Source organism: Methanomassiliicoccales archaeon (assembly GCA_013415865.1).
GTDB lineage: Archaea > Thermoplasmatota > Thermoplasmata > Methanomassiliicoccales > UBA472 > MVRC01.
The window spans coordinates 976,415-1,002,567 of the sequence record CP058896.1 but is presented as its reverse complement, the minus strand read 5'-3'; the positions used below and the strand labels follow the sequence as shown (position 1 = coordinate 1,002,567).

The following is a 26,153-nucleotide window of genomic DNA, read 5'->3' as shown; positions in this document are numbered from 1 at the left end:
TGTTATCATCAAACGCTCCCTTACTGAGGGTGGAACGGGTAAGTGCAAGGTTGATGGCCGATCTGGCACCGGTCATGATCTGGGTCTCAGGGGCCGACAAGCAGTGCATCTTTTTCAACAGGCCATGGTTAGAGTTCAGAGGAAGGAGAATGGAGGAGGAGCTTGGCGACGGATGGACGGAGGGGCTCCATCCGGAGGACAAAGAGATGTGCATCCAGACCTATAACCGGTCCTTCGATGAGAGGCTCCCTCTCAGGATGGAATACAGGATCAGACGTCATGATGGTACATACAGATGGGTCCTGGACTCAGCGAAACCGATCATCACGGAGGACGGCACATTCATGGGGTATATCGGCACCGTCATCGACATAGACGACATGAAAAGGACGGAGGAGCTCAACAGAAAATTGCAGGAACAAGTGTTCCATTCACAAAAGATGGAAGCGATCGGAAGCATGGCGGCCGGACTGGCGCATGACCTCAAGAACCTTCTTACAGTCATAAAGGGCAACTCGGACCTGATCAAGGCCCATTCCGAAAAGGGGAGCAAGACGGAGAGGTATGCCGACAACATCAATGAGGCCTCGATGAGAGCGTCCGAACTTGTGAACAAACTGCTATTGGTGAGCAGGAGACAACCAATGAACAGGTCGACAGTGGACCTAGGCTCGGTCGCATACGGGACACTTCAGCTTATAGAGAGCCTCTTACCCGCCGGCATTGAGGTCAGGTACGAAAAGGAGGAAGGATTGTGGCCGGTCGAAGGGGACCAGGGGATGCTGGAACAGATGTTGGTGAACCTGGTCACCAACGCAAGGGATGCCATGCCCTCTGGAGGCACATTGCTCATCTCCCTCAGGAATGAGGTCGTCAGTGAGGCGGCCGTCAATAATGGCGCCTCTCCCGGGTGTTACGTGGTCCTAACTGTGTCCGACTCGGGAATCGGCATGACGCCAGAGGTCATGTCGAGAATGTTCGACCCTTTCTTCACCACCAAACCTGAGGGCAAAGGGACCGGGCTCGGGCTGTCGATAGCATATGGTGTGGTCAAAGGTCATGGTGGTTGGATCGAGGTAAAGAGCGAGATAGGTAAGGGCTCGGTGTTCAACATCTATCTTCCGGTCGGACAGAAGGCCCTACAGATATGATCAAGGTTCGATGATATGGAGTGCGGGTACCGGGATTCGAACCCGGGCTCGAAGCTTGGGAAGCTTCTGTCCTGACCACTAGACTATACCCGCATGTTTTCTCGGATGTACGTTTCAATAGATGTGCTTGTCGGGTAAGAGGCCCCGAGATCATCATTTGCTGACGATCTTCAGGACGTTCTCTAGCTCGGTGATTATCCTGTAAATGACCGTTCTTCCGTGCATCGGTATGTTCGGGTCATTCGCCAGGTCATCAAGCTTGCCTATCGCTCCTGCGATCTTGACGTCCATGGGCTCGGTCGGATGTTCGAGCCTGGTCTTAGCCTCAGTGGCCCCGCGGCGGATGTTCCTTGGGACCGAAGTGTCCTCGGCAAGCTGGTCAAGGACCTCGATGATCTGGCCAAGCTTAATCTTTGGATCGACTGCCATTTTATTACCTCCTTTGTATCGTAATTATGAACCTAGCTTTCTTGGCCCTCTTCTTTGACCTCGCCATTCTCTTTGAACGTGGTCACGACCATTAGCGTCTTGGTGTCCTTCACACCGTTGATGACGGAAATGTCCTCAACTAAGAACCTTTTGAGCTGGTTATAGTTCTTGAACTTGGTCTTGACGACGATGTCGGTGTCGCCAGTGACCAGGAACACATCTTCGACTATGTCGATCTCTGAGACCTTCTGCGCGATCTTGTCGGCCTCTTTGGTGTCGACCTTTAGGTTGATGATAGCGGTCACTTGGTCATCTCCATAATAGGATGACATGACCTTATCGATACCGTTCTTTTCCTCTTCCGGCACAGCTAAACCCCCGCTTGACGATCCTTCTCAGGGCGGTTACAAAGGGTACTGACGCTCACATCGAGGTTTCGAACTCTTCCTGCAGATCGATGATGACCTGTTCCAGAACCTCTTCGAGGCTCGAGCTCTGGTATTCCCTAAGGCCACCGAGCTCGCTTTGCACGCGGGCTATGAATGTGTTGTTGTTCTTGAGGAACTCGACGTTGCACAGAGACTCTTCCATGGAAACCTACCTCGAGCCAACACCCATATGAGGGCATGACAAAAAGCGGAATACAACCCTCTATATAAATCATTTTTGTCAACCATCGGATGAACTGAGAGGCATCCAGATGATGGAAATGCTCGGTCAGAGATGGGGCCATCTTAGAGGGATTTCTCCATATAGAGGGCATCCTCTCCTCGACCAAAGTAGTTCGGTATGATCCCTTGGGGACGATATCCCGATGAGAGATAGAGCCCTATGGCCGCAACATTGACGATCCTGACCTCAAGCTCCATTATCTTGGAGCCCTTAGATCTCGCCATTTCCTCGAGATGCTCCAAAAGCGCCCTTCCTTTCCCCCTCTCCCTCTCAGAAGGAAGGATGGCGATGGACAGGATCCTGGAACGTCCTAATGCAGGATCATGATGGACCATGGCAGACCCTATGATGACATGCCCCTCCTCCGCGACGAACGTCTCGTTGCGCTCATCCAGCATGATGCTCGTCAGCATCTTGGAATCGAACCTTTCGCTCCCAAAGCAGGAGACCTCTATTTCCAGAAGGCCGTCTAGGTCGTCCATCGAGGCAGGGCGGATGTTCATCGATGGACCATCCTCAAGCCAATTGATAACGCTTGTCAGGCAACACGGCACCGTTGCGCAATCGAAATCATGAGATATCCGTACATTGATTGGACGGGAGCGTGTTCAAAATGTGCCCAGCATCCCACATCAGCGACCTTCTGAAACAGCCAGTCTTCGACTCCGACGTCGAGGTCCGTGGCTGGGTCTACCGCACCAGGAGCAGTGGGAAGATCGTGTTCGATGTCCTCAGGGACTCGACAGGTGTTATACAGGTCACAATAAAGAAGGGGAATCTTCCAGACAAGGAGTTCGAGGACGCTCAGCGCTCCCAGATAGAATCATCCGTGGTCGTCAAGGGCAGGATGTTCAAGGACGAAAGGGCCCCCGGTGGCTATGAGATAAGGGCCACATCCTTCCATCTTATCGGTGCTGCAGCACCGTTCCCCATAACCGAATATCAGAGCGAGGAGCTCCTTCTTGACAACAGGCACCTTTGGATCAGGTCCAGGGAACAGACCGCGGTGATGAAGGTCAAAGCATCCTTGATGAAGGGGGCAAGGGAATGGCTCAACTCGAACGAGTTCTACGAGGTGACACCGCCTATACTTACAAAAAATGCCTGCGAGGGCGGGGTGACCCTCTTCAAGCTGAAATACTTCGATGACCAGGCATTCCTGAGCCAGAGCGCGCAGATGTATCTGGAGGCCATGATATTCTCGTTGGAGAGGGTATACGCAATAACGCCCTCATTCAGGGCCGAGAAGTCCCGGACGACCAGACATCTGACCGAATTTTGGCACCTCGAGCTGGAGGAGGCCTGGACGGACAACGCTCAGAACATGGAGATACAGGAGAAGCTGGTATCGGCGATGGTAGATAAGGCCGTCCAGGAGCGCCCCGAGGAGCTCAGACTTCTCGGGCGGGACATCGAGGACCTCAAGGAGATAGCGCCCCCTTTCAAAAGGGTGACCTACTCCCAGATGATCGACAGGTTGAAGAAAAAGAACTTCGAGATCGAATGGGGCTCGGACCTTGGGGCACCGGAGGAGAGGGCCGTGACAGAGGATGAGAAGGTACCCACCTTTGTCATGAACTTCCCGAAGGAGTGCAAGGCCTTCTACATGAAAGAAGACCCTGAGGACCCAAGGACCGTGAAGTGCGCGGACCTTCTTGCGCCTGAAGGCTACGGGGAGATAATCGGGGGCAGCGAGAGGGAGACCGACCTTAACAAACTTCTTGCCAGGTTGGAGGAGCATCAGGTACCTGTTGAAGCATATCAATGGTATCTTGACCTGAGGAGGTTCGGGTCCGTCCCGCACTCCGGCTTCGGCCTTGGCATAGAGCGCGTGGTCAGATGGGTCTGCAAGCTCGAGCACATCAGGGATGCCATACCGTTCCCGAGGACGGTGGCAAGGGTCTATCCCTGAGCCATGATCTTTGCAAGATGGACATATAGATCGACAGTGCGCCCCAACTGCTCTTTTTCGACATATTCATCAGGAGAATGGGCTAGTCTGAGGTCCCCAGGGCCGCAGATCAATATGTCCTTTACCTCCTTGCTGTAGATCGCAGCCTCAGTTGCATAAGGCACTTCTATCGCCTCGGTGCCGAGCATCTCGAGAGCGGCCCTCAACAGGGGGGAGTCAGGGCTGGTCTGGAAAGAAGGCACTTCATGAGCTATCCTCACTTCAAATTCCAGTCCATTCAACCTGCTCCTCAGCTCCTCTACGACATCCTCGGCCTTCATGGGATAGGGTGTCCTTACATCCAATTCCGCTCTGCAGAGGTCTGGTACCACGTTGCTCTTCTCCCCACCCCTTATCACGTTCACACCGACGGTCAGCCCGCTCCCGTCCGCGTTCACCTCTTCAGCATAGGCCTCGACCCTGCTCAGAAGACGGTTCATCTTGATGATCGCATTGTCACCTAGCTTCGGCATGCTTGCATGGGCGGTCCTTCCTTTTGTGGTCAGCTCTATCTGGGAGACCCCTTTCTCCTTATATGCCACCCTCAGGTCGGTAGGCTCACCGATGACCATTCCACAGGCGTTCTTGACGGCATGCGAGTGCAGGAGAGCCTTGGCCCCGCTCATCCTCATCTCCTCGTCGGTCGTGAACAGGACATAGAAATCCACGTCCTCTTTCATCAGGGCCTTGGCCGCGTGCAGCATGCAGGCACAGGCGCCCTTCATGTCGGCAGCTCCCCGACCGTAGACCCTGTTGCCCTCCACCTCTCCCTGCTCATAGGTCCAGTTCATACCTATCGGGACAGTGTCCAGATGCCCCGCCAATGCTATACCGTTGTAGCCATTATAGGCGCTGATGGCAGGGACGGCGGGGTCACCGACAATATCCACCTCCAGACCCAGATTGCGGAGCCAACCTACAACATAATCCACCATTTCCTTCTTGTCCTTGGTGTGGTCGCTCTCTATCAATAACAGGTCTATGAGGGTCTCCATGACGTTCTTGTCCATACGATCACCTCTTCAGGAAGGGCGGCCTGACCACCTTGGCGGGCACCCTCTCGTTCCTGATGGCGATCCCCACCTCCTGCCCTTCCTTCGCCAGCTCAGGGGGCAGATAGCCCATCGCAATCCCCCTTCTCAATGATGGAGAGAATGTGCCGGACGTCACATGCCCCACGACCTTCCCATCATGCATGATGTAGTATCCATGTCTAGGTATGCCCTTTGACTCGAGCTGAATGCAGGCCAATCGGGGAAGGGACCCATTGGCGGCATCTGCCCTCAGGGCCTCGCGCCCTATGAAGTCATGGTCCCATTTGATGACCCACGACGGTCCCGTCTGGACAGAGCTCTGTGAGCCGTCGAAGTCCGTTCCCGACAGGAGATACCCCATCTCCAGTCTCAGGGTGTCCCTGGCCCCAAGGCCTGCTGGCACAAGCCCGTCCTGCCTTCCAGCCGAGAGAAGTTTCCTCCAGACCTCCACTGCGAGAGAGCTGTCGAGCATTATCTCGAAACCGTCCTCACCTGTGTATCCGGTCCGGGCGACCAGGGCCTTTCCGTTCCAGATCACATCCCCGCTCACCTTCGTACCAAGGTCGAGGAACCTGCATGTGAAATGATAGATGGAGGGGACATCCTCTGACGTCAGCCTCTGCAATATGTTGACCGCCATCGGTCCTTGGAGGGCAATGCATGCGACCCTGGACGAGATGTTCTCAACGACCTCCGAGCTTCTGTGCTCCTCGATCCATTCGACCACCCGGTCGGTCGTGGCAGCGTTAGGGATGAGCAGGTACTCTTCCTCGCCCAACCGATAGACGATGGTGTCGTCAATTATCTTCCCCCTTTCATTCAATATATGTGAATAGAGAGCCTTCCAGACCGGGAGCTTCGAAATATCGTTGGTGAGGAGCCTGAGAAGGAGGTCCTTTGCGTTGGGACCCGAGATAAGGACGTCCCCCATGTGGGACACATCGAAAATACCGGCCCTTGACCTGATGGCCAGATGTTCGTCGATTATGCCTTGGTACTGTATCGGCATCTCCCAACCTGCGAAATCGACCATCCTGGCCCCTGATGCCAGATGCTCCTCGTAGAGCGGGGTCCTCCTCATATCATCACACTGACCGATGGCACGACGGTCCATGTATAGTTTTCTTACTCACGGCCGCAGCACGGACTCCAATTTTTCGGCGAGGACCTTCGCAGGAATATCTGGCAATGAGATGTATGTCGTCCTACCTCCCGACGGGTCTCCCGTGACCTTCGTGCTGATCAGCCCATTGTTGGAAAGGTCCTGTACATATTCCCAGAACTGCGTGTGGGCCCTTGCCTTCTCCCCATGTTCCTCAGCTACTACCTTATATGCCCTCTCGACCTCCCCGGTCGTCACATAGGCCTGGTCCTTCATGGACCGGCATATGGCCAAAAGGACCAGCTTTCTTTGTCTGTCCAGGTCTTCTATTTTCGATTCGGTGACCACGGAATATGTGAGCGCCTTCGCTGCACGTACGTGCTCGGCCAATATGGAATCATGCCCCCCCTCCTCGGCAATCATCCCAGCTTTTTCCAGGAGCTCGATGGCGAACCTTGCATCACCGAACTCTGAGGCGATATCGGCGATAAGTTGGACGGGGCCATCATCGATCGAACCTGGGAACAGGGCCAGTTCCGCCCTGGAGCTCACAATGTCCTTCAGCTCCTGAGAGCTGTATCTCTCAAAGCGGATGGCGTTCGCTCGGCGGAAAGTCGAGACCGCCGCCTGGTCCAGCATGTCAAGCACATATTTTTGGGAGATCAGGATCAGGGAGAGCGATGGCCTTGGGCAGATCTTCTCCTCATCGAACCGCGACAATTGGTAGATGAGGTCCGAGGCACCCCTTCTCACAAGGACGTCCGCCTCGTCCAGGACGACTATCAGGTGTATCTTTCTCTTTTCGATGTGTTTCGCGATCGCCCTGAGCATCTCAGCGGTCGAGAAGCCCCTGTCGGGGTAGCGGTCGTCGAAATGAGCGATCAACCTCTGGAGGACGGCATTCTCAGAGCTCCTTTGTCTGCAGTTCACGATGATGAAATCGATGGCGCGCCCCGACCCCTCAGATGCCCTCTGCGCATCAAGGCAGAACCTTTTCGTCGTCGCCGTCTTGCCCGTCCCGACGCTGCCCACGAGCATGGCGGTCTGGGACATCTGTCCCTCCAGGACCGGTCTGAAGATGGAGCTCAATATCTCCAATTGCTTTTCACGATGGACCAGCCTTTCAGGTACATAATCGAAGGAAAGCTTCGACTGGTCCTTGAAGACCCTACCATGCCGCTTAAGTTTTGAGCTCAATTCCTCTTCACCCTGATCAACCCTGAGAACGGGACGACCTCCACCCCTCTGGCCTCGACCTCGTCCGCCAGAAGATTGACTCCTAGCGAGTCCGAGGCCTCATGACCTGTAATGATGATATTGATATGATGTTTCTTTGCCTCCTCGAGCTGGTTCTCAGGGAGGTGCATGCACATGTAGGTTCCGACGCCAGCGTCCGAGAGCTCTTCGAACATCTCCTTAGGGCCAGAGGTCCCGCCGCACATCTTGACCATGATCTTCCCAGCACGCCTTCCTCTGTCCCCGACATAGACCTCAGGGCCGTTCCCGTTCCGTGCCATGCGATCGAACTCTGGAAGCTCCAGCAGAAGCTCGAGGATATCCTCGATCCTTTCTGGCCTTCTTTCTTCCACCAGCTTCTCTATGAACCTCTGCACAAGATTGTCGGTGCAAGAGTGCAGGCACATCAATGGTATGTCCAACAGTCTAGCCGCATCTATCGTCTGCATATGATTGTCAACGGCCGTAAGATTGCGGATCTCCCTCATCCTCGGCCCGAGGATGTCCTCGGCCGTAGTGATCGGGACCCCAGCAGAGCGCATAAGGTATTCGAGCACCGGCATCGCCTCATGCAACCTGGCCCTTGCCCTTCCGATGGGATGATGGCTTATCAGAGCGTCTATCCTTCTTCCCTTCTCCCTCAGGCGGTCGGCCAGAAGGACCTCCGGGGTCGCGATGTCGATGCCCCAAAGGACGGTCCTGACCTCCTTCTCAAGGTCCCCAAAGAGGACCCGGCAGTCCGCATAGGGGTTCCATAGCGCGTCCGTGTCAAAACGGTCCTTTTCCTTGACGTCCATCTTTTCATATCTCTTCTGGACCCGTGCGAGGTCAGAAGCGATCTCCTCCTTGGTGCGGACGTCGTTCTCCATCCCCTTTTCAATGGCCAAGCGATAGATCTCCCCGAGTTTGAGGGACATGCCCTTGAAAAAACCATGTGATTATATAATGTCTTCTTGGACAAGGGCGGCAACACTCATCTGGTAATAAAGTAGGTCGTCAAGGAAACGATATCAGGCGGGCGTCCGAGCTCGAAATAGAAGGAATCATTGGGCCCTCTTGTTCGGACCATAGGGCCTCACCAATATGAGCTGGCCCAAAGCGGAGGCCCTAACAGGCTTGATACGTCGTTTCAGCAGCAAAAGGTGTAATCATTTGATCGGTTCAATGCATCTGTGGAGTCAAAACAAAGAATGGTAAATGGTTTTCCGGGGCATGATGCCCCAAGGTCGGCGCGTCGCCTGATAGGCTTCAGCCGAAGAGGGCAGAGAGTCCAGCGGCGGCCTCTTCCTCGGAAACGGCCTCCTCCTTCTTCTCTTCCTTCTTTGGCTCAGCGGCAGGTGCTGCACCGGCGGCGGCCGGGGCTGCGGCAGGGGCGGCGGCAACCATCGCGGAGGCGATCGCCTCATCGATGTTGACACCCTCGAGGGATGCGGTCAAGGCCTTTACCTTAGCGGCATCGGCCTCGACGCCGGCGGCCTTCAATACGGCAGCGACGGCGTCCTCGGAAATCTGCTTACCAGCGGCGTGAAGAACCAGGGCGCTGTATATGTACTCCATTTTTTTACCTCCTTATTATTCTGCTCTATCCTTAGATCCTCTTCTTGAGGCGTTCATCCTCCAACCCATCGGTCTTTCGGGCCAGAGCTGCCATTTGTGCATCGGCCTTGGCCAGGAGGATCTTGATGTTATCTTTTGTCGGGTACGCGGCCTCTACGCTCAGGGCCATCGCTTCGCGGTACGCCTTGGCGAGCAGCGGTGTGATCGTCTGCGGCGTGACATATGCGATATGCATGCTCAGAGCGAGCGCGTTCCTGCTAGCGGTGGACAGCATCGTCGTGTAGTAGTCCGCCGGGATGTTCAGCACGTCCCTGCGGTACAAGAGACCGTCCTCGAAGGCCGCCATCAGGTCAAGACCAACGGTCATTGGGAATATCTCCAGGCGTGGCAGTACCTTGGCGATATCGTCAGGTACCGGCTTTCCTTTCTCCACCAAGACCTTGTCCTTCTTGAACACGACCTTACCGTTCTCGATACCGGCCGGAATGCCGACCTTCTGAAGTTCGCCAACGATCGGGCCCGGCTTGAAGGGCGTCTCTCCGGCCTTTATGGTGATGTCCTCGGGGGCGATATCACCGGGCTTTGCTGGCGCGGGGCTCTTGGTGGCCTCCATGGCCCTGAACAGCTTGAACGGGTTCATGTCGGTGGTCACGATGGCGCATTGCCCGTCGACGACCTCCTTCAGGGCCTCCAGGCCAGGCCTCTTCTTTGCAGCCTCGGTGATCGCGATGTCCATGAGGGTGTTCCTCGTCATCACGAGGTTCGCATCCTTCCTCAGGTCGGCGCGCATCTTCTGCAGCTGTGCGGACGGGATGCCTCTCAAGTTGACGACCGCCACCACCTGGTGCGAGGTCATTTGTTCGGTCAGGTCCTTGACGACGTCCTTCTTCCAAGTTGCAACGTGTGCCATTCAGCTCACCTCACATTATCTTCCTCGAAGGTCCCATCGTCGTCTTGACGTAGACCGATCTGATGTTCATCGTTCCTTTCTCTAGCTTTGCGGAAATGCGCTTGAGCACCAGCTCGATGTTCTCGGCCAGTTCCTCCGGCGTCATGGCTGTCGTCCCTACCGTGGTGTGGAAGGTCATCTTGTCCTTGCTTCGCACCGTGACGCTCTTGCGCAGGTTCTCGACCAAAGGTCTTGGGTCAGCACCTGGTGCGATAGGCTTGGGCATCTTGCCCCTCGGGGCGAGAACGATACCTAGCCTCTTACCGACAGTGGGCATCAAAGTCGCCTCCGCAATGAAGAAATCCATCTCATTGGCGATCTTCTTTGCCGCCTTTTTATCGTCGGCGAGCGTCCCGAGCTCCTCGGGCATTATGACCTTGTCCGCGACCCCGCGTGCCTTCATGGCGAGCTCTCCGCCACCGATGACGCAGACCTTGATGTCGCGGCCCCTACCGTGGGGCAGAATGACGTCCTCCTGTATCCTGTTCTTTGGGATGGACAGGTCAACGTCCTTCAGGTTTATCGATAGGTCGACCGTCTCACGAAAATTGCGCTTAGGAGATTTCTCCAGCACTTCCTTGACGGCCGCAAGTGTCGTCTTTTCTACCAATTCTATCCCTCCTGTAGTCCTTGCGGGCCCTTGGCCCTCCTACAGTACGGCGCCCCCCTTAAGGGGACTACCGTTTATAAAGGTATTGGATGGGATGGCGTTTATCCGACCAACTTGGCATCCCACTTTCCATCCTTTATCTCCTTCTGCATCTCCTTGGGGTCCTTGCCCTCGATGGTGATGCCGCAGGAGACAGCAGTGCCGATTACCTCCAGGACGCGGTTCTTCAGGTCCTTACCCATGAGACTGTCCTTCTTCATCTCGGCGACCTTGATGGCCTGCTCTATCGTTATGTTCCCTGCCTTGGTCACCTTGGGAGCCCCTGAGCCCTTCTCGATGCCAAGCTCCTTGAAGAGGAGGGCGGAGGTCGGTGGCGTTCCGACCTTGATCTCGAACGACTTGTTCTTAGGGTCGATGATGACCTTGACCGGGACCTTCATGCCGGCGAAGTCCTTTGTCTTCTCGTTGATCTTCTGCACTACTTGTACAACGTTGATCCCCGTCGGTCCCAATGCGGGCCCGAGCGGCGGACCTGGTGTGGCCTTGCCGCCATCCACCAGCACCTCGATCGTTTCTGGCATTTTCTCACTTCTCCTTCTCGAGGACCCTCACATGGTCTCCGCGGACGGTCACTGGGATCGGTACCAGCGCCTCAAAGAGCTCCACCGTGATCTCCTCTTTACTCTCATCGATCTTCTGGACCCTGGCCTTCTCTCCCTTGAACGGTCCGGCCACCAGCTCGACGACATCACCCTCCATTATACCAGAAACCAGCGGCTTCGGCGTCAGGAAGTGCTCTATCTCGCTGAACTTGGTCTCTCCCTCTACCAGTCCCTTTGATTTCCGTACCCCTCGGACCGTCTCGCGAACAAGGTCTGTGTTCATCCCTTCAACGATCACATACCCGTCCAGCTTCTCAGGGGCCAAGATGGCGAATATGCCAAGGCTGTTACCAAGGTCTTTCGCGGCCTTGGCCTTGCTTGCAACGCCATCTGCAACATTTCTCTCATGACCTATCGAGGTCTTTAGGATCAGGACGGAAGGGACAGCATAGGCCGAGAATTCCATCCTGCTAATCGATGACGCGTCCCCTTCAGGGAAGGCCTCCAATGATATCTTTACGACATCATCTATCCTGGCACCGCGTGGCGCCTCGGCGCTCAGCTTGAGGTCCTTCGGGCGGTTGTCAAGCTGAAGCTTCACTACCGGTTCACCAAGTGAGGCCGAGTCGTAAAGCACGTCCATCCTATCGGAGAGCTTTACATCCCATTCGGGCGCGCCTGGTTCGTAGTTGATGTTCACGCGCACCACAACGTTCTTCTTGGCAGCGTCCTCTGTTCTGATCTGTATGTTCCAGTTAGCGACGCTTCCGGCCGTGACGTTGAGCCTTCCGCTCTCTCCGCTCATGACCACGCTTCCACCGCGCGTCGATATTGGGGCTGCCTGCTGGTCCGCGTCTTGATTCATGATCAAACCTCGTTTGTGAGCGTAACATCCTTCCGCCATGTCAAGGCGAGACGGACTTCCATATCCAATATATGGCGAAACCTAGCAATCCAATCAGGACTATGCCTATGCCAGTTATCAGGACGATCTTGGAATACTCGTCGTTGGTGGGCCTGCGCGCCATCTTCAGGACGCGCCCATACTTGCCCTTCCCGAGGTTCCTGACCCTCTCTTCGATCCCGTCTTGGACCTCCTGGGATTTCTCGATTATGTCCATCGGTCTACGCTCTGTGACTGCGGCCCTAATAGATACTATTTAATTAAATTTTCTTTCGGACAGGGCTCACTTAATGAAGTCTACCCCCATCACCTTCTGGGCCTGTCCTTCTTTATGTCCAAGGACATATTTGGATTTGACACCGGTGACGACCACCATCACCCTCATCTTGTTCTCAAGGGATGGATCGATGGACGCCCCCCAGATGATCCTGGCGTTCGGGTTGATCTTGGACTGAATTATCTCGGCGACCTTCTCAGCCTCGCTGACCGTCATGTCCTCGCCGCCGGTGACATTTATGAGGGCGCCGCTAGCTCCTGTGATGTCGACGTCGATGAGCGGGGAGTTGATCGCTTCACTGACCGCCTGTTCGACCTTGTCGTCATCCTCGCCCTCGCCCATCCCGATCATGGCGACCCCTGCGCCCTTCATGATCGTCCTAAGGTCATTGAAGTCCAGGTTTACCAGTCCTGGCTTGGTTATGAGCTCGGTGATGCCCTTGATGGCCCTCATCAGGACCTCATCAGCGACCTTGAACGCCGCATTGAGGGAATACCTGGGGCACAGCTCTAGGAGCTTCTCGTTCGGGACAACGATGACCGTATCAGCGATCCCGCGTAACCTTTCGAGGCCCCACTCGAAGTTCTCAGTTCTTATCGCACCTTCCGCTTTGAACGGCGATGTGACTATTGCAACGGTCAATGCACCCATGTCCTTTGCAATCTGGGCAACATAAGGGGCAGACCCTGTCCCAGTACCTCCTCCCAGACCGGCCGTCACAAAGACGATGTCCGCCCCCGTTAGCGCCTTGCGTATGTCCTCCTCAGCTTCACGGGCGGCCTCCTCGCCTACCTGAGGCAATGCGCCAGCACCAAGTCCACGAGTGCTCCTCCGGCCCAACAGTATCTTCTTGTTGGCGCGGACTATCAGCAGATGTTGTGCATCGGTATTGAGCGCGAACAGCTCCGCGTCCCTGATGTTCGCTTCATAAAGCCTGTTTATGGTGTTGCATCCCCCGCCACCACATCCAACGATCTTCACATTGGTCTTTAGGCTCATGAGTATGCGCTCGAGCTCCTCATCGTCCGCGGTCGGGCTCCTATAGCTGCTCATCATCTCTGGGGCGCTAGAAGGCCCCGCCTTTGACATCGCATCTGTGATGAATGATTTCATATGAGACTCCCCTTGACAAAGGATATACCCTAAGGTATCACTCCTTATGGTGGTTACCGTTTCGAATATAAAAAAGAGTTTCGGTCCCAAGCGTCATGTTTGCAGTTAAATAATATTATTATAATATATATTATAAATACTGGCATTGATTTATTTAATATGCTATATTATAATTAATAATCAATAAATAATGTATATAATAATTAACATTATGTTTATTGTGATAAACATTTTGTATATAATAATTAACAAAATGTTAATTTAATATCACAATCATCTCCTTCTGGGCTGACATGAAAAATAAGATAAGAATGTACAGGGCGATGACGAACATAACCCAGGAAGAGCTGGCGAAAAAGGTGGGGGTCACAAGGCAACGGATAATCGCGATCGAGAATGAACGCTCCGATCCTTCTTTGAAATTGGCCATTAGGATAGCAAGGCTGTTCAAGGTCAGGGTCGAGGAATTGTTCACATCTGACTGACCGTCAGATGGAGCGATCGAGACCAGATGTCCATCTGCATCATGCCCTGTTCTGTTTAGGGAAGAAGATAAAGAATTCACAAGGCGGCCTGACCGGCCGCCTTTTTGACCGTCTGTTGAACCCTCAAGAGTCACTTGATGAAGTCGAGGTCTGCCCCTTTGATCTTATGCGCTTCCTCTGACCTTCCTAGGATCTGGGACGATCTGACACCCGACATCACCACCATGACCCTGATCTTGTGTTCCAAAGATGGGTCCACGCCCGCTCCCCATATTATCCTGGCATTGGGACTTATGCGCTTATGTACCTCTTCGGCGACCTTCTGGGCGTCTGCTATGGTCATATCCGGCCCACCCATGACGTTCACGAGCGCACCGGTGGCGGTCGATATGTCGACCTCGAGCAGTGGGGAGTTCAAAGCCATCTCTATGGCCTCCATGGCCCTGTCCGCAGGGTCCCCGTCGCTCTCTCCCATCCCGATCATGGCGACCCCTGCGCCCTTCATAATGGTCTTTAGGTCATTGAAGTCCAGGTTGACCAGGCCAGGCTTGGTTATGAGCTCGGTGATGCCTTTGATGGCCCTGTAAAGGACGTCATCGGCAACCTTGAAGGCAGCATTGAGAGAAAGTTTAGGATATAGCTGGAGGAGCTTATCGTTCGGGATGACGATGACCGTGTCCGCAGCATTCCTGAGGCGCTGTAGTCCCCACTCAGCATTCTCAAAACGAAGCTTACCCTCTCCCTTGAACGGCGTCGTCACGACCGCGATCGTCAGGGCCCCTAGTTCCTTTGCGGTCTCCGCCACGACCGCAGCAGCGCCGGTACCGGTCCCCCCTCCCATTCCTGCAGTGACGAATACTATATTTGCGTCGCTCAAGGCCTTCTTCAGCTCTACATCGGCCTCTTTGGCGGCAGCCTCGCCCATCTGCGGGATGGCACCTGCACCCAGACCTCGGGTGCTCCTCCTTCCGAGCAATATCTTATGCTGTGCCTTGGATGCCAGAAGATGCTGTGCGTCAGTGTTCGCCGCGTAGGTCTCAGCCCCGGCGATGTTCTCCTCAGAGATCCTGGTGACAGTGTTGGACCCGCCGCCCCCCACACCGATTATCTTGATGTTCGTCCTTAGTTTCTGCAAGAGCTCGATCAGCTCTGCATCGGTGTTGTCCATCATCGGCGGTGGGGCCATCTGCATCCTGGGTTCGGGCCTCATCGGCACATCATTATCTTTAGCCAAAGCTTCCTCTACGAGCGATTTCATCATCCCAATCCCATCCTAGTGTGAAATACACAAATTGAACCCTCATCCATTTGAATTAATAAAAAACCTTTGATAAACATATTTGACGCCGATATGAAACTGTAAACCCCAGGCCAGTCTGGGCCCATATCGATCCATAGGCTTTCTTATGGCCATGTTGGTAAATGGTCGGTCGATTTGACGACCGCCAACGCCCATTATTTTCACCATGTAGAGGTCGTGCTCGCAGCAACGGCAATGGCCCCCATCAAGTATGAGAATATTAAAGTCTGATGCAGTCCCTTCTTAAAAATGGGATCGAATGACTTCGAGGGCCGAGGTGAGGTTCAGGGGAAGGGTTCAGGGTGTGCATTTCCGGGAGTTCACCAGGAGGTTCTCAAAGCGGCTGGGCGTCACAGGATGGGTCAAGAACATGCCAGACGGGTCTGTGGAGGCTGTGTTCGAGGGGGAGAGCGAAGCGATCGAAGAGGTCATACGGTTATTGTCTGAGGACCACCCTAATGCCAGAGTTGACCATGTAGACATCATCTGGCTGCCCCCAAAGAATGAGTTCTCGACCTTCGAGATCCATTGATCATCACCTGATGTCGATGCCATAGGTCCTCTCAGGATTATCCTTATTGATCTTCCATAAGGCATCTTCTAACCGGCCCCCTTCCGCCCCCGAGAGCAAAAGTCCCTTTATCCTTTTTGGGACGGTCGCGATGCCTAGGACAGCTCCAGGCCTGGCCGGGTCGTCCATGTAATCGGTCTCCAAAAGGAACCGGTCACCCTTGGAAAGGGCCTCCTGGACAGCATTCTTGCTGGCCAGCACCGAGGGCATCAACCCCCTCGATTCCTCTGGAAGCACTAAAGGTGCACAAAAATGTTTTACTACCTTATCCCTGGGAAGACCGACTGCATCAGCGATCCTTCCAAGGTCCCCCATCGATGACGGCGTAGCGCTCTCGGCATGGACGACGATGGCGCATCCAAGCTCTTTACAAAGTCTCATGCCATAGGCCAGGATCTCATTGGAGGCCTCCATCATGTCCGCGCCGACCGGGAAATGAGGTCTTCCTACCTCTCCTATCGCGACCGCCCTCCCTTCTTCGACAAGGTGGGCTGCCTGGTCCATGCCCTCCATCATCATCTCCTTGGCCTTGACCAGACCGTGATCCTTGGCAAGCTCGATAAGAAGCACAGGATAGGGCCCGACGGTACAGAACATCTTCACAGGGGTCTCTCTATTGCAAAGGTCCATTTGTTCCAGAGTTATCTGATAGGACCTCATGAAATCGGCGGAGGTCTTTATGAAGACCTCATCATAAGGCATATGGCTCAGGATGGCGTGCGTGCCTCCTGCCTTTGAGAATTCTTTGATCGCCTCGACCCCCCTTCCTTTCGGCTGAAGATGAATGTGGTTGTCGAGGATGTATGGAAAAGATTTCACCTTAGCAGACCAGCTGCTTTTAGTTCCTCGGTGATCTTGTTGACCGCCGCCTCCACGTCCTGGGGCTTCCTGGCGCCGGTGCAGACAAGTTTCCCGGAACCGAACAATAGGACCACCACTTTCGGCTCATCGATCCGATAGACAAGGCCAGGGAACTGCTCGGGCTCGTATTCGACCCGCTCAAGGCCGAGGGATATCGCGATCGCGTTCAGGTTGATCTCCTGTCCAAGGTCTGAAGATGCAACGATGTTCTGGACCTCGATCTTTGGCTCCATCTTTATCTTGATCCCGGCTTTCTCTATCTGCTTGGCGACCTTATTGATCGCGACCTTTACGTGCTCGAGGGACTTTGCCCCAGTACATACGACCTTACCGCTCCGGAATAGAAGGGTCGCGGTCTTTGGGTCCTTCAATCTGTATATGAGGCCAGGGAACTGCTCGGGCTCGTACTCAGCATCATCGAGGGCCAACGCGATGGACTGAAGGTCTAGTTCCTCCCCGAGGGAGGTCGATGCCACAACATTCTCTATCTTGATTTTGGCCATTACAAGGTCACCTTTTTGCGTGGTATTTAAATACCTTATATAAAGGATTTTGCCACATGGGCAGACACGTTCAGGCATGAAGGAAAGGAGGCACGTACCCATCGATATGAAGGCTGAGCGCCTCGCCGCGACATCTAATACAGCGCCATCCTGGCCAGACCTCTTCAGAACGTATATGCTGGTCGATCCGCCAGATGAGGAACCATTATGAACGATCATCGGTCTCGGCAGATGAATAAAAATCCATCGCTACTACAATCTGGTGCATCTCTAATCCCTATGTTGTAATGTTTATATATTTACAAAATAATCTTGCATTTGTCTGACAAAATAACTATATATGTCAGACACATCGTTCCAGAGTTGTGCCATGAGCGATACCGAGAGAATCACGATCCGCTTACCTGCTGACAAGCTGCAGGCCCTTCAGGGGCTCGTCAATGATGGCAAATATCCGACAATATCGGACGCCATACGAGCAGCCATCGACAACTTCATCGAGACCCATTTTACGCCAGAATACATCGAAAGGGTCACGGTGGAGCTCCCAAAAGGTAAACTTGTTGAGCTGGAGGCCTTGGTAAAAGAAGGTGATTCGGTATCGATCGATGACGCGATCAGGAACGCGGTCCGGGAATACGTTCGCATGCGTCTCGAAAGGGCCGTGAACGAGATGAAATGACTCGCTCAAGCCCTCCGGAGGAACAGGGATGGGGTCCAGCTACGGAGGCGAAGCATCAGATTACGATATCCATCGGTTAAAGATACTCGTAGTGGGGTGCGGTGGGGCGGGTTGTAACAGCATACACAGGCTCAACAAGATAGGGATCGAAGGGGCCGACACGCTCGCAATTAACACAGACGCCATCAGCCTTAAGGCAACTTGCGCGAAGAACCGCCTTCTCATAGGTGCTGAGTACACAAAGGGGCGTGGCGCGGGTGGAAGGGTCGATGTAGGAGAGACATGCGCAATGAATGCAGGCGGGATCATCGACCAGACCCTAAGGGATGTAGACCTCTGCTTCATCATCGTCGGGATGGGCGGGGGGACCGGTACCGGCGCTGCACCGATAGTCGCTGAGACGGCCAAGCGTAACGGGGCGGTCGTGATATCGATCGCCACTTTGCCCTTCCATATCGAAGGGGGGGTAAGGAAGAGCAACGCTCTCAAGGGCCTGCGGCGTCTGAGCGAATCATCCGACACGTTACTGGTGTTGGACAATAACAGGCTCATTGAAATATGTGGGAACATCCCCTTCAATCAGGCATTAGGGGTCATGGACCAGCTCATCGCCGAACTTATTAGGGGCATAGTGGACGCGCTTACCAAACCATCGCTCATCAATCTCGATTTCGCCGACCTGAAGACGGTCATTTCCCATGGTGGGGTATCTACCATATTATATGCCGAGAACGCTGACCCTGATGGGGTCGTCAATGATGCGATCAACAATCCCCTCCTTGACATTGACATCAAAGGAGGGACGGGAGCGCTGGTCCATCTGTCAGGAGGTAGCACGCTGACCCTCAGGAAGGCCTACAAGGTCTTCCAAGGCATAACCGGACATCTTGATCCAGACGCGAACATTAAATTTGGTGTGAGGATAGAGGACGATAACGAATCGACGATCCGCCTGATAGCCGTCATCACGGGGATAACCGACATCCCTGATGAACCGGCGAGCGGCCCTGAGATGACAAGGGACCTTTCAGTATTGCTCAAGAAATATGGCCGTTAGGTCATTTTTTCCCGGTCGTCTGTCGGAGCCTTTCATTCTCCGCCTCGAGCCTCCTGATCTTCTTGGCCGCCCCGCCAAGCACCCCCATGATAGTATAGAACTCCCATCTGGACGGGACGGCACGTCCCATCATCCTTCGGAACATGACGTCGGTCTTCTCCCTTCTGAACTTAGGATAGTTGATGGCCTCAAGGACCTCTGCGAAGAATTTGAACATGAGCTCCTTCTGCTCGTCGGTCGAAGGCCTCGTGTTGCTCGGTTTCCCTTGGAGGGCGAAGATCTCATAGAGTATTATGGTGACCGCATGTGAAAGGTTGAGGACGGGATACTCTTCATGGGCCGGGATGTTGACCAACAGGTCACATCTATGCAGCTGTTCCTGGGTAAGGCCTATGTCCTCCCGACCGAAGACCAAGGCAATGTTCTCCTCCAAGCCCACGGTCTTCTGTGCGAATTCCTTTGGTGTTATCGGTATCCTTACAAAATGGGCATCGCCATAGGTGATTATCCCTGAGGTCCCGACCACAAGGTAACAGTCCCTGACCGCCTCCTCAAAGCTCGACACGACCTTCGCGCTCCTGAGTATGTCGCCAGCGTGCTTCGCGCGCTTGAACGCCTCATCGGTTATCTCACATGGGGAGACCATGCACAGCTCCTTGAAACCGAAATTACCCATGGACCTTGCGACAGCACCCACATTCCCGTCGTTCTGCGGCTCTACCAAGACCACTCTGAAGGAGACCATCTTTTTCTAGGAGAGCCTGATGGATTATTTGTCTTTTCACCATTATTTCGCATAACATCGGAAAACGATTATAATGCAGGACAGAGATTGGATGCGGATGTGGCGCGCCGCCATCAAGTTCGCATATGAAGGGAAGAACTTCAACGGCTCTCAGAGGCAACCAGGGGTAAGGACGGTCGAGGGCGAGGTCATCAGGGGGCTCAAGAAGATAGGCGCTATGGACGACCCGGTCACGGCCAGGTTCAAGGTGGCGAGCAGGACCGATGCAGGTGTGAGCGCGTTGGGCAATCTTGTATGCTTTGACACAGAGTTCAGCAGGGACAGGATCCTTCATGCCCTGAACGCTGTATGCGATGACGTTTACTTCATCGCTTGCAGGGAAGTGGCACCATCATTCTCCCCTAGAAGGGCCAAGGAACGATGGTACAGGTACTTCCTTGCGGACGACGGGATCGATATGGACCTACTGATATCTGCCTCTCGGCTATTCGTCGGAAGGCACGATTTTCGACGCTTTTGCAAGCCTGAAGGCAGGGCAACGGTGAAAACAGTGAACAACATAGTCGTTACCAAGGCAGGTGGGCTGTTCATCATCGACCTATATGCCAGGGAGTTCCTCAGGAACATGGTCAGAAGGATGGTGGCGGCGATGGAAAAGGCCGGGAGGGGGACGGTCACCGTAGCGGACATCAGGGAAGCGCTCGAGGGAAGGGACATATCTTTCGGCCTTGCAGACCCATATGGCCTGTGCTTGATGGACATTATTTATGACATCGATTTCAAGGCGGAGAGCACCGAGCCTATGAAAAGAAAGGTAGGTGAGAAAAGGGAAGAGGCCCTTCTCGAATTATTTTTTTACGATTCTCTGCTAGATATCGGTAACGATGACAAATGACCTGGAAATGTGGCATGCTCTTTCTCGACATTCTAGTATATAAAGCAGACTGTAGCATGCTCAATCATTATTTTAATATCGTTCCCGTGCTCTGAGTCATTAGTAAGGTTTGGGGAGAAGGACCACGGGGGAGGGGCATCTCACATAGGTGCCTCCGTACCTCCTATATTTTAATCACAACGTGCATTCAGATGGTGTGCTCATCGCTCTGACAGGTACCCCCGGGACAGGGAAATCCACCATAGCCTCCGATCTTCGGGAAAGAGGTCTGCGCGTGGTAGAAGTATCAGATCTGGCAAAGGAACATGGGATGCTCGGGGAGATGGATGTAGACCGTAATAGTTATAACGTCGATGTGGGCGAGCTCAAAGCAGCCGCTATTTCATTGAGAGGTGAGGGGGTGGTCATCTTGGTTGGCCACCTAGCCCACCTGGTCGGTCCTGAAGTGGCCATTGTCCTGAGATGTAGGCCAAGCGTGCTCGGAAAGAGATTGGCATCACGTGGGTGGAGCGATAGGAAGGTCCGTGAGAACATCGAGGCAGAGGCGGTCGACGCGGTCCTTATAGAATCATTGAGCACTGCAGGAAAGGTCTATGAGATAGACACGACCGACAGACCGAGAAAGGACATCGTGGATGCCGTGTTGTCCATCATAAACGGGATAACAGACAAGTACGCGCCTGGAAATATCGACTGGAGCGACGAGGTGCTGAAGTGGTACTAGATGCGAAGAGGGACAAGGCCGAGAGGTTCCTGATGCCAGCGGCAAAGGCATTGAGGAAAGTGGACCCTAACGTCATCTCACTGATGGCATTGATATTGGCATTTCTGACAGGCATCTCTGCTTATTACAGCTATGAACATTGGAGGCTGCTTCTTCCATCAACATCGGTATTGGTCATCACCAGCGGATATCTCGATGCTGTCGATGGTAAGGTCGCCAGGATATCTGGAAAGGCGAACAAGCGCGGCGACTTCATCGACCACGTGTTCGACAGGTATGCGGACATCTTCATGATAGGCGGTGTCGCATTGAGCGGGTGGTGTGACATCCATCTAGGGATCCTGGCGCTCCTCGGCGTACTGATGACCTCATACATGGGCACACAGGCCCAAGCGTTGGGCATCGGTCGTATGTACGGAGGCCTGCTGGGCCGTGCCGACCGGATAGTCCTGATGTTCTTTGTCCCAATGTTACAATTATCGTTCACTGCCATCACGGGAGATATGACGTTCTCGCTCCTGGGGTCTGAAATATCGATCTTCGAGCTGATGATGGCCTGGTTCGCGGTCATCGGGAACATCACCGCGGTCCAAAGGGCCCTTTACACATGGAGGGCGCTGGGGGGCAGGTAGCGCTCTTCAATGCCCTGACGGTCTCTGAGCAGCTATCTGCTCGCTCTCTTCAGGACGGGGCCTCCTTTTTTGTTCCATGGACCTTATCCTGTAATAACCCAATGGATGTCTGACCTTACCGCTCCGGCATAGATCGTCCATATCGATGCACAGGCCGTTCGTTCGCATGGTCGCGCACTCTGGACAGGAATATCTTTTACCCATCCCATCCCCCGTGATGTGCCTGACCTGGTAGACCGTCATGGAATTATCGAAATCAGGAGAAGAGAAGAAGGTCTTCACGATGTCATCATTCGACATTCCCAGGGCGCTGAGGAAAGTGGTGATGGCGAATCGCCCGGCATGGGGCATGTTCTCCCCCTTCTCGGCCATTACCGTCAGCTTTTTCATGCAGGGAGGGAACTTGGTGATGCTCACTTCGCCGAACCCCTGCTCCTTCATCCTCTCCCTCATCTGTGACACGACGGCCGTGATCTCAGCGACGTCCTTGGCCATCGCCTCCATTATATCATCAGACACGGGCAATGGAAGCTCCATCCCGATCTTCTCAGCGAGGGCCTGCTCAAGGACCCTTGCGAACTTCTTCTTTGGGAGGACCACGAACCCTTTCCTGAGCTCATGGTTGACCAGCTTCCATTCTTTCCCCCTGAGGCCAGAGGTGTACCGCAAGAAATCACAGAAATGCATGCTGAGCACATCGCCATCCCTGTGCGCAGTGACGCCCAGGTCCTCGGCCACCTCAACGACGATATCAAGATCCTCCGTCTCCAGGCGTTCGTGCATGGTCTTCGCCTCGGCCAAGGCATATCTTCTTACGAGGAACTCATCGGCCACACAAGATACCAGGACCCTCGCGACGGGATAGCTGAGCACCTCCAGCAATATCGCCCCCTCGTCCGAAGAGGTAGGTACAAGACCGACCTTCAGGTCGTTCAACGCGTCCATGACCCGCTGTTTTCCCCTGGCCCTTGGACCCTCATACGCCCTGTGCGTCAATAGCTCATCGAGAGAGACATTGCTGGACCTGACCAGCTCGGAGGCCGCCTTCAAGAACGGATATCGGGACAGGAGTTGGGTCTCCATGTCCTGTCCATCCTTATGTGCCGATAAAAAACTTACATTACAACCGATCGAAGGTCACGTAATCCAGCAGGTATCTTCCTAGCTCAACATCGTCGAAGCTTGCAACAAAGTCCTCCGGTCCTTTGAAAGGCCTTGCCCTGAACACCCTCATGGCCCTCTTCCTCCCTACGCCCGGAAGGGCCTCGATCGCAGATATGTGGCACCTGTTGATGCTCAAGGGCCATTCAACCGCGGTGATGCTTCTGAAACCCCAGCCTGTGACCTTGGCGTCATAGAGGCGGGACATCTCCACAGGATGCTCGAATCCCACAAGGATGGGATAAGTACCTATCTGCCTACCGAACGTCACCTTGCCCTCCTTGAGCTCGGTATATATTCCTTTGAGAAGGGTGCCCCTGGGAAGCATCCTTTCGAGCATCACGTGGTCGACCTCCTGCCTGACCCATTCCTTGAATTTAAGGAACTCCCCATGGGTAAGGTTCTGTCTGAACTGTCTGCGGATGCCGATCACCTGCCTGATGTTGATCCTCCGCAGGAGGAGGCCTTCGGACATAACTCCCTTCAAGAACCTCATGTTGTGCAAGAGCGACTCTTTCCGCTCACCATCCAGACCAACTATGAAATTGATGCCTGGGAGGACCTTGGGGAGCCCGTTGGGTCCACGCTCACCTCCCACCTCGTTGATCATCCTCACGGCCTGCATGGTCTCCTCGGCCGAGGCGTTCAGGTTGTTGGCCTCCCTCACGACAGGATCGGCCGATTCTAGCCCCAAAGCCAGAACATTACCGCTCGTGCAATGCTCAGCTATGCTCTCAAGGACCATCCTGGCCTCATCTGGCCATTGAGCGATGATCGCCGGGTTGGCATTGTCAAGGTGCAGGACGTCCGGTCTGACCGAGGAGATCCCCGAAAGAAGGCGCTCGACCTCCTGGGGGTTAGGTCTTGGCCTGTCCGTTCCATCCATATGGGCCTTATAGGATATGAAACAGGTCTGCGCTCCAAGACGGAAGTTGCGCACGCCAAGCTCATGCAGGCGAGCGACCTCCTCTATTATACTGCCCGCATCCCTGAACTCAGGCTCTCCCTTAAGTGGCTCGATGCAGAATGAACATCCTCCGCTTCGGTACCTTACGCATCCCCTGTACGTCTCTATCTCTGCTATCAATGGCTGTGGATGGTCAGGGTGCTGCATAACACACTCCGCACCCTTCAGTAACCACCGTTCCCATTCCGAGACCGTCCTCCAACGGTCTGTCCCCCACCCTTTTCTCACGAGATCGAAGGAAGCGGAGGCGGCGTCCTTTTTTCCTATGACATCGAAGGCGCTCGACCAATCCATTTTCTCAAGGGCAGCGGGTCCGCCCAGGACCTTGATGCCTGGCAAAGTCCTTGCTAATGAGAGCACCTCTTTGGCCGAGGCAGGCATCGCCCTGATATATCTGCCAGGAACTGCGCATCCAGCCATGACCACGTACACATCCGCGTTGTCAAGGTGCATTCCCTGTCTGATGTCATCTATAGTTACGTACGAGGTGTCGCAGCCGGCATCGACGAGCGCGCCATATACGGCCCGGACCCCTGGGTGTATGAACGGTGGGACTCCCAGGGAACCAGGTTCGTCAATATAGCAGTCGATGACCGTCGCCCTCATATCATAGACCTCCAAACCTCGAGGACCTTAGATACTAGGTGCTTGAGCAACATTAATAAAAAATCCGAAGCGGAAGGCGTTTATCAGCATGACATTGAACGACCCTGCGCTCAAATGAGGCCGACTTCCTTGACCTCGACGTTGGAGATGCCTTCGATGGAGCTATAGACCTTTTCCAGCTCCTCGATGAGTCCCGCTGCGTCCTGCATGATGCAGGTGACCTCCAACATCTTCAGTCCAAAGGCCAAAGGCTTGACCTCTGTCCTGATGACCTTGATGCCTGACGGCACCAAGCTCTGAAGATCATTACCTAGCTTCTCATAATTGAAGTCAGGGTCTTCTGACATCAAGGTGTGAACTGAAGCTACCTGCCCCATATGAACACCTTTATGGTCCTGTGAACCCGCATCTAGGGCAAACGTATTTGACGCTCTGGTCGCGGCAATTGTAGCATCGTCCGACCTCTACCTGCCCACAACCAGGGCATTTGAAGAATGTAATACCGGTCCCGGTCAACCTGATGCCGCATGAACTGCAAATCTTTTCATTCTGCATGTATCGCACCTGCGAGGGTAGCGAGATTAGGCTCCCTATATAAAAATTTCAGCCTAGGTCAAAGAGAACATAAATGAACTTGGAATGGGCGGTCACAGGGCCCTGACTGTATGGTCTAAAAAGACCATCCTCGAAAGGAAATATAAAGATTGGGTAAGAACTGGGCATGTGACAATTCCCATTCACAATAGATGAAATAGTTTATCCGTCCGGCGTCGGAAGAAAGGATTACTTGGCGAACACTTAAATAAGGGCAGCATTTATGCTCGGCGGCGCAGCGCCGGCGCACACATCCAAAAGGGCCCGTAGCTCAGCTAGGTAGGACCGTTGGCAACAGCGGTCCCTAGAAAGAGCATCTGGCTTTTAACCAGGTGGTCCGGGGTTCGAATCGTTTCACGGTAACTCCGTGGCGTCGAAAATCCCCGCGGGCCCGCTTGGGTAGGTGAATGGAATATGGGAGTCGAACAGGAGAACATAATCCGACACCGATGCCTATTAATATCTATACCTTATAGGATGAAAACAGGTCGCGGGTCATTGACGAGGTGATTTTTTGGTCGAAACGCCACAGTTCAACGTATTAGAGCACAATCTCGTGCCCGAGCATCGTTTGTTATCGGATGAAGAGGCCGAGGCCGTCCTAGCGAAGCTCAAGATCTCCAAGGATCAGCTTCCAAAGATTAGGAAGAACGACGCCTGCATCAAGGTCCTCGAGAAGATCAGTCATACAGACATCAAGGAGGGGTCTATCATCCAGATAACCCGCAAGAGCAAGACCGCGGAGGTAGCGGTCGCCTATCGTTTGGTCAGAGGGTGAATTAA

General features: G+C 54.1%; 33 protein-coding genes and 2 tRNA genes. 11 read left to right on the top strand and 24 right to left on the bottom strand.

From position 1 onward, the window contains the following. Window positions 1-29: 29 nt before the first annotated feature. The gene (locus HPY73_04890; GenBank protein QLH74839.1) at window positions 30-1,151 is read left to right on the top strand and encodes a PAS domain S-box protein; all 1,122 of its coding nucleotides are present in this window, start codon (window positions 30-32) and stop codon (window positions 1,149-1,151) included. Between the two features lie 21 nt (window positions 1,152-1,172). On the opposite strand, the gene HPY73_04885 is transcribed toward HPY73_04890, so the two are convergent. The 5 genes from HPY73_04885 to HPY73_04865 all read right to left on the bottom strand — a co-directional run bounded on the left by HPY73_04885 (window position 1,173) and on the right by HPY73_04865 (window position 2,755). Beyond that, window positions 1,173-1,244 (bottom strand) — tRNA-Gly (locus tag HPY73_04885). A gap of 60 nt (window positions 1,245-1,304) precedes the next feature. Continuing rightward, the gene (locus HPY73_04880) at window positions 1,305-1,580 is read right to left on the bottom strand and encodes a UPF0147 family protein (GenBank protein ID QLH74838.1); all 276 of its coding nucleotides are present in this window, start codon (window positions 1,578-1,580) and stop codon (window positions 1,305-1,307) included. Between the two features lie 32 nt (window positions 1,581-1,612). After that, the gene (locus HPY73_04875) at window positions 1,613-1,912 is read right to left on the bottom strand and encodes an Lrp/AsnC family transcriptional regulator (GenBank protein ID QLH75676.1); all 300 of its coding nucleotides are present in this window, start codon (window positions 1,910-1,912) and stop codon (window positions 1,613-1,615) included. A gap of 91 nt (window positions 1,913-2,003) precedes the next feature. Next, window positions 2,004-2,171: a hypothetical protein gene (locus HPY73_04870; protein ID QLH74837.1), complete on the bottom strand. Its 168-nt coding sequence runs from the start codon at window positions 2,169-2,171 to the stop codon at window positions 2,004-2,006. Window positions 2,172-2,314: 143 nt separating this feature from the next. After that, window positions 2,315-2,755: a GNAT family N-acetyltransferase gene (locus HPY73_04865; protein QLH74836.1), complete on the bottom strand. Its 441-nt coding sequence runs from the start codon at window positions 2,753-2,755 to the stop codon at window positions 2,315-2,317. A 110-nt stretch (window positions 2,756-2,865) separates the two neighbouring features. Here HPY73_04865 and asnS point away from each other — a divergent pair, with 110 nt between their 5' ends. Next, window positions 2,866-4,164: an asparagine--tRNA ligase gene (asnS, locus tag HPY73_04860; protein ID QLH75675.1), complete on the top strand. Its 1,299-nt coding sequence runs from the start codon at window positions 2,866-2,868 to the stop codon at window positions 4,162-4,164. Here the strand turns inward: asnS and HPY73_04855 are convergent. The 11 genes from HPY73_04855 to ftsZ (HPY73_04805) form a co-directional block, all read right to left on the bottom strand. After that, on the bottom strand, window positions 4,155-5,213 hold the full coding sequence (locus tag HPY73_04855) for a M20 family metallopeptidase (GenBank protein QLH74835.1): 1,059 nt from the start codon (window positions 5,211-5,213) through the stop codon (window positions 4,155-4,157). The two genes, asnS and HPY73_04855, sit on opposite strands and share 10 nt — an antisense overlap. A gap of 4 nt (window positions 5,214-5,217) precedes the next feature. Beyond that, complete coding sequence (gene gcvT / locus HPY73_04850) at window positions 5,218-6,351, bottom strand: glycine cleavage system aminomethyltransferase GcvT (GenBank protein ID QLH74834.1); 1,134 nt, start codon at window positions 6,349-6,351, stop codon at window positions 5,218-5,220. A gap of 15 nt (window positions 6,352-6,366) precedes the next feature. After that, entirely contained in the window at window positions 6,367-7,536 is a 1,170-nt protein-coding gene (locus HPY73_04845; GenBank protein ID QLH74833.1) for an AAA family ATPase, read from the bottom strand. Then, on the bottom strand, window positions 7,533-8,492 hold the full coding sequence (locus tag HPY73_04840; GenBank protein ID QLH74832.1) for an NGG1p interacting factor NIF3: 960 nt from the start codon (window positions 8,490-8,492) through the stop codon (window positions 7,533-7,535). The genes HPY73_04845 and HPY73_04840 overlap by 4 nt, the downstream gene beginning before the upstream one ends. Window positions 8,493-8,823: 331 nt before the next feature. Beyond that, window positions 8,824-9,132, bottom strand: coding sequence for a 50S ribosomal protein P1 (locus HPY73_04835; GenBank protein ID QLH74831.1), 309 nt, complete (start codon window positions 9,130-9,132; stop codon window positions 8,824-8,826). A 31-nt stretch (window positions 9,133-9,163) separates the two neighbouring features. After that, on the bottom strand, window positions 9,164-10,042 hold the full coding sequence (locus tag HPY73_04830; protein QLH74830.1) for a 50S ribosomal protein L10: 879 nt from the start codon (window positions 10,040-10,042) through the stop codon (window positions 9,164-9,166). Window positions 10,043-10,052: 10 nt separating this feature from the next. Further along, window positions 10,053-10,691, bottom strand: coding sequence for a 50S ribosomal protein L1 (locus tag HPY73_04825; GenBank protein QLH74829.1), 639 nt, complete (start codon window positions 10,689-10,691; stop codon window positions 10,053-10,055). Between the two features lie 101 nt (window positions 10,692-10,792). After that, entirely contained in the window at window positions 10,793-11,272 is a 480-nt protein-coding gene (locus tag HPY73_04820; GenBank protein ID QLH74828.1) for a 50S ribosomal protein L11, read from the bottom strand. Between the two features lie 4 nt (window positions 11,273-11,276). Then, on the bottom strand, window positions 11,277-11,759 hold the full coding sequence (locus HPY73_04815) for a transcription elongation factor Spt5 (GenBank protein QLH75674.1): 483 nt from the start codon (window positions 11,757-11,759) through the stop codon (window positions 11,277-11,279). A gap of 439 nt (window positions 11,760-12,198) precedes the next feature. Beyond that, a complete protein-coding gene (locus tag HPY73_04810; protein QLH74827.1) occupies window positions 12,199-12,414 on the bottom strand; it encodes a protein translocase SEC61 complex subunit gamma in 216 nt (71 codons plus the stop codon). A 66-nt stretch (window positions 12,415-12,480) separates the two neighbouring features. Next, window positions 12,481-13,587, bottom strand: coding sequence for a cell division protein FtsZ (gene ftsZ / locus HPY73_04805; protein QLH74826.1), 1,107 nt, complete (start codon window positions 13,585-13,587; stop codon window positions 12,481-12,483). Between the two features lie 293 nt (window positions 13,588-13,880). Between ftsZ (HPY73_04805) and HPY73_04800 the strand changes: the two genes are divergently transcribed. Continuing rightward, complete coding sequence (locus HPY73_04800; protein QLH74825.1) at window positions 13,881-14,072, top strand: helix-turn-helix transcriptional regulator; 192 nt, start codon at window positions 13,881-13,883, stop codon at window positions 14,070-14,072. Window positions 14,073-14,202: 130 nt separating this feature from the next. Here HPY73_04800 and ftsZ (HPY73_04795) read toward each other — a convergent pair whose 3' ends face one another. Continuing rightward, the gene (gene ftsZ / locus HPY73_04795) at window positions 14,203-15,330 is read right to left on the bottom strand and encodes a cell division protein FtsZ (protein QLH75673.1); all 1,128 of its coding nucleotides are present in this window, start codon (window positions 15,328-15,330) and stop codon (window positions 14,203-14,205) included. Window positions 15,331-15,631: 301 nt separating this feature from the next. Between ftsZ (HPY73_04795) and HPY73_04790 the strand changes: the two genes are divergently transcribed. After that, complete coding sequence (locus HPY73_04790; protein ID QLH74824.1) at window positions 15,632-15,904, top strand: acylphosphatase; 273 nt, start codon at window positions 15,632-15,634, stop codon at window positions 15,902-15,904. Window positions 15,905-15,907: 3 nt separating this feature from the next. Here the strand turns inward: HPY73_04790 and HPY73_04785 are convergent, their stop codons facing one another. After that, entirely contained in the window at window positions 15,908-16,744 is an 837-nt protein-coding gene (locus HPY73_04785) for a TatD family hydrolase (GenBank protein ID QLH75672.1), read from the bottom strand. Window positions 16,745-16,758: 14 nt separating this feature from the next. Further along, window positions 16,759-17,307 (bottom strand): TATA-box-binding protein, encoded by a 549-nt coding sequence (locus HPY73_04780; protein ID QLH74823.1) that lies wholly within the window; start codon window positions 17,305-17,307, stop codon window positions 16,759-16,761. Window positions 17,308-17,677: 370 nt separating this feature from the next. Between HPY73_04780 and HPY73_04775 the strand changes: the two genes are divergently transcribed. Continuing rightward, window positions 17,678-17,989, top strand: coding sequence for a ribbon-helix-helix protein, CopG family (locus HPY73_04775; GenBank protein QLH74822.1), 312 nt, complete (start codon window positions 17,678-17,680; stop codon window positions 17,987-17,989). Between the two features lie 28 nt (window positions 17,990-18,017). After that, window positions 18,018-19,046, top strand: coding sequence for a cell division protein FtsZ (gene ftsZ / locus HPY73_04770; protein QLH74821.1), 1,029 nt, complete (start codon window positions 18,018-18,020; stop codon window positions 19,044-19,046). A gap of 1 nt (window position 19,047) precedes the next feature. On the opposite strand, the gene HPY73_04765 is transcribed toward ftsZ (HPY73_04770), so the two are convergent. After that, a complete protein-coding gene (locus HPY73_04765) occupies window positions 19,048-19,791 on the bottom strand; it encodes an RNA methyltransferase (protein ID QLH74820.1) in 744 nt (247 codons plus the stop codon). Between the two features lie 91 nt (window positions 19,792-19,882). Between HPY73_04765 and truA the strand changes: the two genes are divergently transcribed. From truA to HPY73_04750, 3 genes are all read left to right on the top strand, one after another. Continuing rightward, window positions 19,883-20,686 carry a tRNA pseudouridine(38-40) synthase TruA gene (gene truA / locus HPY73_04760; GenBank protein QLH74819.1) on the top strand — a complete coding sequence of 268 codons (804 nt, stop codon included), beginning with the start codon at window positions 19,883-19,885 and terminating at the stop codon, window positions 20,684-20,686. 196 nt (window positions 20,687-20,882) lie between these two features. Beyond that, window positions 20,883-21,410 carry an AAA family ATPase gene (locus HPY73_04755; GenBank protein ID QLH75671.1) on the top strand — a complete coding sequence of 176 codons (528 nt, stop codon included), beginning with the start codon at window positions 20,883-20,885 and terminating at the stop codon, window positions 21,408-21,410. Beyond that, the gene (locus HPY73_04750) at window positions 21,401-22,042 is read left to right on the top strand and encodes a CDP-alcohol phosphatidyltransferase family protein (GenBank protein QLH74818.1); all 642 of its coding nucleotides are present in this window, start codon (window positions 21,401-21,403) and stop codon (window positions 22,040-22,042) included. Before HPY73_04755 ends, HPY73_04750 begins: the two co-directional genes overlap by 10 nt. A gap of 6 nt (window positions 22,043-22,048) precedes the next feature. Here the strand turns inward: HPY73_04750 and HPY73_04745 are convergent, their stop codons facing one another. The 4 genes from HPY73_04745 to HPY73_04730 all read right to left on the bottom strand — a co-directional run bounded on the left by HPY73_04745 (window position 22,049) and on the right by HPY73_04730 (window position 25,331). Next, complete coding sequence (locus HPY73_04745; protein ID QLH74817.1) at window positions 22,049-23,125, bottom strand: DNA primase large subunit PriL; 1,077 nt, start codon at window positions 23,123-23,125, stop codon at window positions 22,049-22,051. A gap of 37 nt (window positions 23,126-23,162) precedes the next feature. Next, window positions 23,163-24,776 (bottom strand): radical SAM protein, encoded by a 1,614-nt coding sequence (locus HPY73_04740; GenBank protein ID QLH74816.1) that lies wholly within the window; start codon window positions 24,774-24,776, stop codon window positions 23,163-23,165. A 110-nt stretch (window positions 24,777-24,886) separates the two neighbouring features. Continuing rightward, window positions 24,887-25,153 (bottom strand): elongation factor 1-beta, encoded by a 267-nt coding sequence (locus HPY73_04735; protein ID QLH74815.1) that lies wholly within the window; start codon window positions 25,151-25,153, stop codon window positions 24,887-24,889. Between the two features lie 10 nt (window positions 25,154-25,163). Continuing rightward, on the bottom strand, window positions 25,164-25,331 hold the full coding sequence (locus HPY73_04730; protein ID QLH74814.1) for a DUF1610 domain-containing protein: 168 nt from the start codon (window positions 25,329-25,331) through the stop codon (window positions 25,164-25,166). Window positions 25,332-25,630: 299 nt separating this feature from the next. Here HPY73_04730 and HPY73_04725 point away from each other — a divergent pair. Further along, a tRNA-Lys gene (locus HPY73_04725) sits at window positions 25,631-25,764 on the top strand. 120 nt (window positions 25,765-25,884) lie between these two features. Then, window positions 25,885-26,148, top strand: a complete 264-nt coding sequence (locus tag HPY73_04720) for a DNA-directed RNA polymerase subunit H (GenBank protein QLH74813.1) — start codon at window positions 25,885-25,887, stop codon at window positions 26,146-26,148. The last annotated feature ends 5 nt before the right edge of the window (window positions 26,149-26,153 follow it).